Consider the following 7,126-nt stretch of genomic DNA (forward strand, 5'->3'; position numbering starts at 1 on the left):
GTTATGCTCCGTCATTTCTGACATCCTTTTAGCGTGTTGATATTCGATGTTTCATATATAAGGCCGTCTGAAAAAACTTCAAGCATTTGAACGTCGATTATCAAATACCTTGTTAAAAGACGTTGGAAAACGGTAAGATAGCCATCTGATTTTATTCTTCAGACGGCCTCGAATATGAAAAAAGACCATTTGAATTCAACCGATTTTAATCTGTGGCACACCATCCGCGAAGAAACTGAAGCCGCCGCCGCGACCGAACCGATGCTGGCGAGTTTCCTGCATCAAACCGTGTTGCGCCACAATTCGCTCGATTCGGTACTTGCCTACCATCTTTCCAGCAAACTCGGCAGCCCGATTATGGACGTGCGCGCCCTGTTTGAAATTTACCAGCAGGCTTTGAGCGTGGACACCCGTATCAGCAAATGTGTCGAGGCCGACTTGAAAGCCATTTACGAGCGCGACCCCGCTTGTGACGAATATTCGCTGCCGCTGTTGTATTTCAAAGGTTTCCACGCCATTCAGGCGCACCGAATCAACCATTGGCTTTATCAAAACGGCCGCAAAACGCTGGCGTATTTCCTGCAAAACCGCATGTCGGAAGCCTTCGGTGTCGATATCCACCCGGCCGCCCGTTTCGGTCATGGTTTGATGCTCGACCATGCCACCGGTTTTGTGGCAGGCGAAACCGCCGTCTTGGGCAACAATATTTCCATCCTCCACGGCGTAACGCTGGGGGGTTCGGGCAAAGAAAGCGGCGACCGCCACCCGAAAATCGGCGATGGCGTGATGATTGGTGCGAACGCTTCGATTTTGGGCAACATCCGCATCGGCGAAAATGCCAAAATCGGCGCAGGCAGCGTGGTGGTTGCCGATGTACCGTCATCGATTACCGTTGTCGGCGTACCGGCCAAACCGGTTGGCCGCTCGTCCAAAACCCCGTCTGCCGATATGGATCAAAACATTCAATTATCGACTACGGATTTTGTGATTTAAGCAATCTACCATTTAAAAGGCCGTCTGAAAGATTTGTTCTTTCAGACGGCCTTTTATGATTTAAATCTTAGTGTTAACCGCGTTTGCGCAAGGCTTCCAAGTGCATTTTAACCTGCTTGACTTTCTCTTCGGTAAACAGGTTGGCAATGTTTTTCCAAATGCTGTGATAACCGTAAGGCCCATGTTGCATTTCGGCTTTTGCTTCTTCCACCGGCCAGCCTTGATAAATGATGCGGTACATTCCGGCAATCAAACCGGTACGGTCTGCGCCGTGATAACAATGGATAAGCACTGCGCCGTTTTGCTGTTGTTTTTCAATCAGGTATAGGATTTCTGCAATCTCTTTCGGCTTAATACTCCATGACAGCAACGGACGGTTTAGCAAGGTCAAACCATACTCTTTCAAATGGTCGTCATCGTTGCGGTCGAAAAAGCGCAGGTTGATCACGCTTTGAATGCCCAGTTTGACGATGGCTTCGCCATCTTCGGCAACAGGCTGCTCGCTGCGGTAAAGCTTGTCGTCGATGCGATAAAGGTTGGCATCGTGTTTGACGGGGGTTGCCCAACGCTCGGACTGAACGGCTTTGCTGCCGTTATCCGGCGGCACGGACGAGCAAGCGATGGGCAAGCCGGAAGCGAGAAGGCACAATAAAAGACGGCGCATAAAATTCCTGTATGAAAATCACTTGGAAATCAAAATATCATGCGATTCTCTCAAAACCCGTTCGGATATTCTATCCGCGCAAACCGCGTTACAATAAAGCCTCTTTTTTCAGACGGCCTTTCATCATGACCTACCTTGCTTGGAACACCACGCCTTCCCTTGCTACCCTTTGCCGCGCAATCGAACAACATACCGTACCGCTTTATTTGATTGTCTGCCTGCCTGAAAACCGTATTCCCGATTTTCCGCTGTCGAATCATCCCTCCGAGCTTGAAGGCCGTCTGAACAACCGTCTTGCTCAAGCCATGAAGTGTCTTCAGTTCAACAGCGTCAATGTTTTGGAAAACCTATTGCCTGATGTGCATCTCTGGCTGGTTCCGCCACACCGCGCCGACCGCTTACACGAACATTTCCATCATATCCAATGGCAAACCGAAGCCATACCCCAATCCGCCCCTATTCCTCTAAAACCTTGGTTCAGACGGCCTGAACATCAAGCCGCGCCCGAACACGTCCTGATTATCGGCGCAGGCATTGCCGGCGCAGCGACCGCGCGCAAACTGGCTGAACACGGCGTACACGTTACGGTTTTGGAGGCAGGCAAAGCGGCGCAGGCAGGCAGCGGCAACCGCCAAGGCTTGCTCTACGCCAAAATCTCGCCACACGATACCGAACAAACCGAGTTGCTGCTGACAGGCTACGGCTACACGCGCCGATTGCTGGAAGACTTGCTGCCCGACTCCGACGTATGGGGCGGCGACGGCGTATTGCATTTGAATTTTGATGACAGTGAACGCAAACGCAATCAGGCCTTGGGTTTGCAACACCAGCATAAACACCTCTACCGCAGCGTATCTGCCGAAGAGGCTGCGTCCATCGCAGGCATAGACGTATTTTCAGACGGCCTTTACTGGCCGCAAGGCGTATGGCTGAATCCGCCCGCCGTTGTACATACCTTATTGAATCATCCGCTGATTGAGTTGCACGAACATTCGCCGCTGACCGCAGTATCACATGACGGCACACAATGGACGGCACACACGCTGGACGCGCATTTCAACGCCAGCCATATCGTTTACTGTATGGGCGCGCACAGCCCGACTGCCGCCGACACCAACGTCTCCGCCCTGCCTTTCCGCCAAATCCGCGGACAAACCGGCGTTGTATCCGCCAGCCCGTTTTCACAAAAACTGCGTTGCGCCATTTCCGGCGAAAGCTACATCAGCCCGAGCTGGCAAGGCTGCCACTGCTACGGCGCGACATTTGTCCTCAACAGCAACGATGAAACTTGGTATCCGCAGGAAGAAACCGAAAACCGCACCGCCCTGCAACAACTCAATCCGCCATTGGCACAATCCCTGTTTGAGCAAGATTCGTTTTCAGACGGCCTTCAAAATACACAAGGCCATGCCGCCCTACGTTGCGACAGCCTCGACCACTTACCCGTTGTCGGCGCACTCGGCGACATCGCCGCCATGCAGTCCGCCTACGCCAAGCTGGCATTGGACAAGAACTACCGCCTCGACAATATCCCCTGCCCTTACCTGCCCAATGCCTACATCAATACGGCACACGGCACGCGCGGACTGGCGACAGCCCCCATCTGCGCCGCCGCCATTGCAGCCGAAATACTCGGCTTGCCGCATCCGCTATCGCAAAGGCTGAGAACCGCGCTACACCCCAACCGCGCCATCATCCGCGCGATTGTTCGGCAGCAACCGTTGTTATCCGATTAAGGATTTCGCTGTAAATAAAAAAGGCCGTCTGAAAGTTATTAAAACTTTCAGACGGCCTTTAGCTATCCGTTAACTGCTTAGAATTTCCATTCCAGCGATACAGCGTAGTTGCGACCTGGGGCGCGGTAGCGGTCTAAACCTTTGCCATCGCGGTCAACGCCGTTGGTGGTGCTGTAGCTGTACCAACCTTCCTTTCTGTTCTAATTACCTTAGAACTTGGCTTCAAGCGTGAAGTTGTAGCTTCTGCCGGGGGAGGTGAAGCGTTCTATACCGGCATGGGTTTTGTTGTCAACGCGGTTGACTGTGCCGAATTCGCGGATGCTGCGCAGCGATTCCCAAGTATAGTATTTTTTGTTGCCGATGTTGTACGCACCGGCGCGCAGGGTGAAGTATTTGCCCAAGTTGACGTAGCCTGTCAGGTCGAAAAGCGTATAGGCTTTGCTGTGCTTGGCAAATGGCCATGGGTTGTTCAAATCATCACTGCTGTGAACGGTGTCAGACGGTTTTTTAGCTGCAGTGTGTGTCAGGTACGCATTGATACCCCAGCGTTTGGAAGGAGCGTCGTAGCCCAGATTGTAAACGGCAGACCACGGCGAAAGTGCGTTAATCGGGGTTTCCTGTTCGTTGGTCTGTTTGGCTTTGCCTTTGATGTAGCTGACATTGACACCTGCGTGCGTACCTTGCGGCAAACCGATGCTGTCGAGGTTCCATGTGCCGTTAAATTCCAAACCTTTCACCCATGCGGAGGAACGGTTTTGGTTTTGCCAAACGGGTGAGCTGACCAATGCGGTACCGTCGGAAATCGGCGCATAATTAGGGCTGTTGGGGTTGTCTGAGGACACGCCCATGTAGGTCAGCTCGATAAAGTTGCGGTAGCGGGTTTGGAAGCCGGAGAGTTTAAAGTTTCCGGCTTTGCCACTGCCGGCAAGTCCCAGCTCGAAGTTTTTGGCGGTTTCTGCCTTAAGGTTAGGGTTTGCTTTAAGGTAGAAGTCAGGATGCGGGAACAATAGCCAGGTTTCGTCCGAAGTCGGCGCGCGGAAGCCTGTACTGTATTTTGCCAGAAGATTCAAATGTGGAGTAAATTTCCAGTCTAATCCTAAGCCGTAGCTGAAACCGCTGTGTTTACGCTCGCTGCCAAGATAGGGGATTTGACCGCGGATGGCAGGGGTATAGTTGGGGTTGTCCTTGGCTTTGCTGCTGCTGTTGTCGTAGCGAAGCCCGGCATTGAGGCGGTATTGGCTGCTGTCGCCGAATTGGAAGGTGTTGTTCCAGTAGGCAAAACGGTTTTTGGAGGAGCTTTCGACCAGCATAGTCAATTCTTGGTTGTTGGACGTTTGATATTTCGGGTCGTATAGGCGTACCCAATAGCTATGGTCGCTATTACCGTTGTCGTTTTTAGAACCGCCCAATCCGTATTGCATAGCCCATACCGATTTGGAGAAGTCGATTTGTTTTTCGGTGTCTACACTATATTGTGCGGTCTTTTGACGGATGTTGCGGAACATATGATATACGTCGCTATTGATACCGTTTTGGGCGTAATCGGTCGGCAAGTCCCAAGTCCAGGTACTCATGTCGATGGTTTGACGGTCGTAACGCAGGTTGAGGCTGTCCCATGGTCCTTGGTCAAGTTGGTTTTTGTATTCGAAACCGATGCGTTTGCGGTAGGAAATATCTTGACGGGAACGGGTATCGCCCAGAGCCTCACCTTTCCAGTTTGCCGCCCACATATTGGATAATTCAGTCGTCGTGCGGTCGGTGCGTGAATCCTCGTAAATCCAACCGATACGGTTTTTATCGTTGAAGTTGTAACCCAGTTTGAATAAGGTGCTTTTGTTTACCCAATCTTGTGGATCGGGTTTGCTGCGGGCTACGCCGCGGCTGCCGTAGTTGGTGCTGCCGGCATTCGGGTTCCAGCTTTGTTTGTTGTCGGTGATGACGGTATCGGCAGCGTCGCTGTTGTTTTTGGTTTCTTTACCGAAACGGCGGGTATAAACCATCAATGCATCCAGACCCAGCCAAGTTCCTGCGGCGGTTATGCTGCTGAATTTCTGGCTGTTGCGTCCGATATAGCCGCCTTTAATGCCCAAATGGTAGGGCTTTTCTTCGGAAACATAGTCGCTTGCGGATTTGGTTTTATAGTTGACGGCACCGCCCAATGCACCGCTGCCGGATTTGAGCGAGTCCGCACCTTTGGTGAGGGTTACTTCCGAGAAATTTTCGGGTTCGGAAGTGTTGCGGTTGGCATTGAAGTTGCCGTATGCGCCGAACAACTCTTGGAATGCTTCAGACGACCTGCTTTCTGCTTGTGCCAGTCCGTCCACGTTGATGGCAACGCGGTCTTTATCGACACCGCGTATGGTAAAACCGTTAGAACCTGAGCGCCCGCCTTCAACGACGCTGATGCCCGGATCGTAACGCACCAAGTCGCTTTCATCGGAGACCATTTGTTTATCCAAAGCCTGACGGCGGATTTTCTCTTCACCGAGTTTTTGTACTTTGCGGCCGCCAATGACTTTGACTTCATTCAACTCCTGATAAGCTTGAGGAATAGGATCGGCCGCTAAGGCAGGGAAAGTTTGGCTGACAATAGCTGCCAGCAGTACAGGTTTAAAATGGAAGGACATTTTTTGCCTCTTAATATATATTGATTATCTATTATTGGAATGCTTGATGTGCAGTTACTGGCTGACAGGTGTCAAGCTTGTATCTGTCGTATTGCGGTCTGATGAATTTTCTACGCCGCCAAATACAGTATCTAACGATTTGTCAGCATCGAAGGTAACTTTGCCGCCTATGCTGACTTCTGTTTTATCGCCGCCTTTAAACTGACCGAAGAATTTTCCTTCGACTTTGCCGTTTTTACCGTCAGATTCGGCAGTGCCTGAGAAATCAACGCCGTTAATGCCCACATCTTTCATTACGACGTCCGGACCGTAATCCGCATTACCTAAAATCGTGCCGCCGAGTTTGTTGGTGTTGAAATTGGCCGTCAGCAGTGAAAGTTTGGGAGCGGTTTTTTCAGACGACCCGGAGGATTTGCCCGGATCGTAGGTTGAGGTAACGATATTGCCGTTGCGGACGCGGACTGCCCAAACTTCGTATGTGGTCTTGCCTTTTGCCACAGTACTGTCTGACGGAGTGTAATAAGACGGTTTCGCCGTGCCAACAGGTTTACCGCCGACGAACAGGTCTGCCGTGCCGTCTGAACTTATCCATGCGCCGAATTTGAGGTGATCATGTTTGGTTGCGGGCGCGTAGGTGAACTGTCCGGAACTGCTGCAACAAACAAACAGCTTTCCACCTTCGGATAAAGGCTGACCTTCGTGGCGTGTACGCAGGGCATAAGATGGGCTGGAGTAGGAGGGGACAATCGGGTCGGAATATGAGCTGATGTTGTAATAGTTGCCTGAAGGGGTTTGATAGACATATTGCTTATCGGTATAGCTGCCCCATGATGTTTTTACTTCGAGCTCCGCTTCATGCAGGCTGCCACCTTTTCCGGAAAGGGTATTGATGGTCTGTATCGCACTGCTTTCATCGCTCAGCTTAACATTGGCGATAGGTTGCGCTGTCGGAATAGCAACGGGAACTTTGGGTTCAGATGCACCTCCACCTGCACATGCAGTCAAAATAAAGGTAGTTGCAATGGGTACTATAAATACATTAATTTTCATAACCAATCTCTCTAAATACAAGCTTCTCAAATACAATAATGATAAGTATTACTAAT

5 protein-coding genes are annotated in these 7,126 nt (G+C 51.1%); 2 read left to right on the forward strand and 3 right to left on the reverse strand.

The window, feature by feature from the left end; all coding sequences use genetic code 11:
- The first annotated feature begins 174 nt into the window (after positions 1 to 174).
- The gene (gene cysE, locus ACTHUT_RS11855) at positions 175 to 993 is read left to right on the forward strand and encodes a serine O-acetyltransferase (RefSeq protein ID WP_440418818.1); all 819 of its coding nucleotides are present in this window, start codon (positions 175 to 177) and stop codon (positions 991 to 993) included.
- 73 nt (positions 994 to 1,066) lie between these two features.
- Here the strand turns inward: cysE and ACTHUT_RS11860 are convergent, their stop codons facing one another.
- Positions 1,067 to 1,657 carry a tyrosine-protein phosphatase gene (locus ACTHUT_RS11860; protein WP_440418819.1) on the reverse strand — a complete coding sequence of 197 codons (591 nt, stop codon included), beginning with the start codon at positions 1,655 to 1,657 and terminating at the stop codon, positions 1,067 to 1,069.
- Positions 1,658 to 1,782: 125 nt separating this feature from the next.
- On the opposite strand from ACTHUT_RS11860, the gene mnmC reads away from it, so the two are divergent.
- Complete coding sequence (gene mnmC, locus ACTHUT_RS11865) at positions 1,783 to 3,393, forward strand: FAD-dependent 5-carboxymethylaminomethyl-2-thiouridine(34) oxidoreductase MnmC (RefSeq protein WP_440418820.1); 1,611 nt, start codon at positions 1,783 to 1,785, stop codon at positions 3,391 to 3,393.
- A 209-nt stretch (positions 3,394 to 3,602) separates the two neighbouring features.
- Here mnmC and ACTHUT_RS11870 read toward each other — a convergent pair whose 3' ends face one another.
- Positions 3,603 to 6,020, reverse strand: coding sequence for a TonB-dependent hemoglobin/transferrin/lactoferrin family receptor (locus ACTHUT_RS11870; RefSeq protein ID WP_250601160.1), 2,418 nt, complete (start codon positions 6,018 to 6,020; stop codon positions 3,603 to 3,605).
- Between the two features lie 54 nt (positions 6,021 to 6,074).
- Positions 6,075 to 7,070, reverse strand: a complete 996-nt coding sequence (locus ACTHUT_RS11875; protein ID WP_137041075.1) for a Slam-dependent surface lipoprotein — start codon at positions 7,068 to 7,070, stop codon at positions 6,075 to 6,077.
- Between the last annotated feature and the right edge of the window lie 56 nt (positions 7,071 to 7,126).

Source organism: Neisseria sp. P0022.S010 (genome assembly GCF_051956635.1).

Coding starts and splice junctions, on each gene's coding strand:
- ACTHUT_RS11860 (WP_440418819.1), bottom strand. CDS start 1,657: ATGCGCCGTCTTTTATTGTGCCTTCTCGCTTCCGGCTTGCCCATCGCT.
- cysE (WP_440418818.1), top strand. CDS start 175: ATGAAAAAAGACCATTTGAATTCAACCGATTTTAATCTGTGGCACACC.
- ACTHUT_RS11870 (WP_250601160.1), bottom strand. CDS start 6,020: ATGTCCTTCCATTTTAAACCTGTACTGCTGGCAGCTATTGTCAGCCAA.
- ACTHUT_RS11875 (WP_137041075.1), bottom strand. CDS start 7,070: ATGAAAATTAATGTATTTATAGTACCCATTGCAACTACCTTTATTTTG.
- mnmC (WP_440418820.1), top strand. CDS start 1,783: ATGACCTACCTTGCTTGGAACACCACGCCTTCCCTTGCTACCCTTTGC.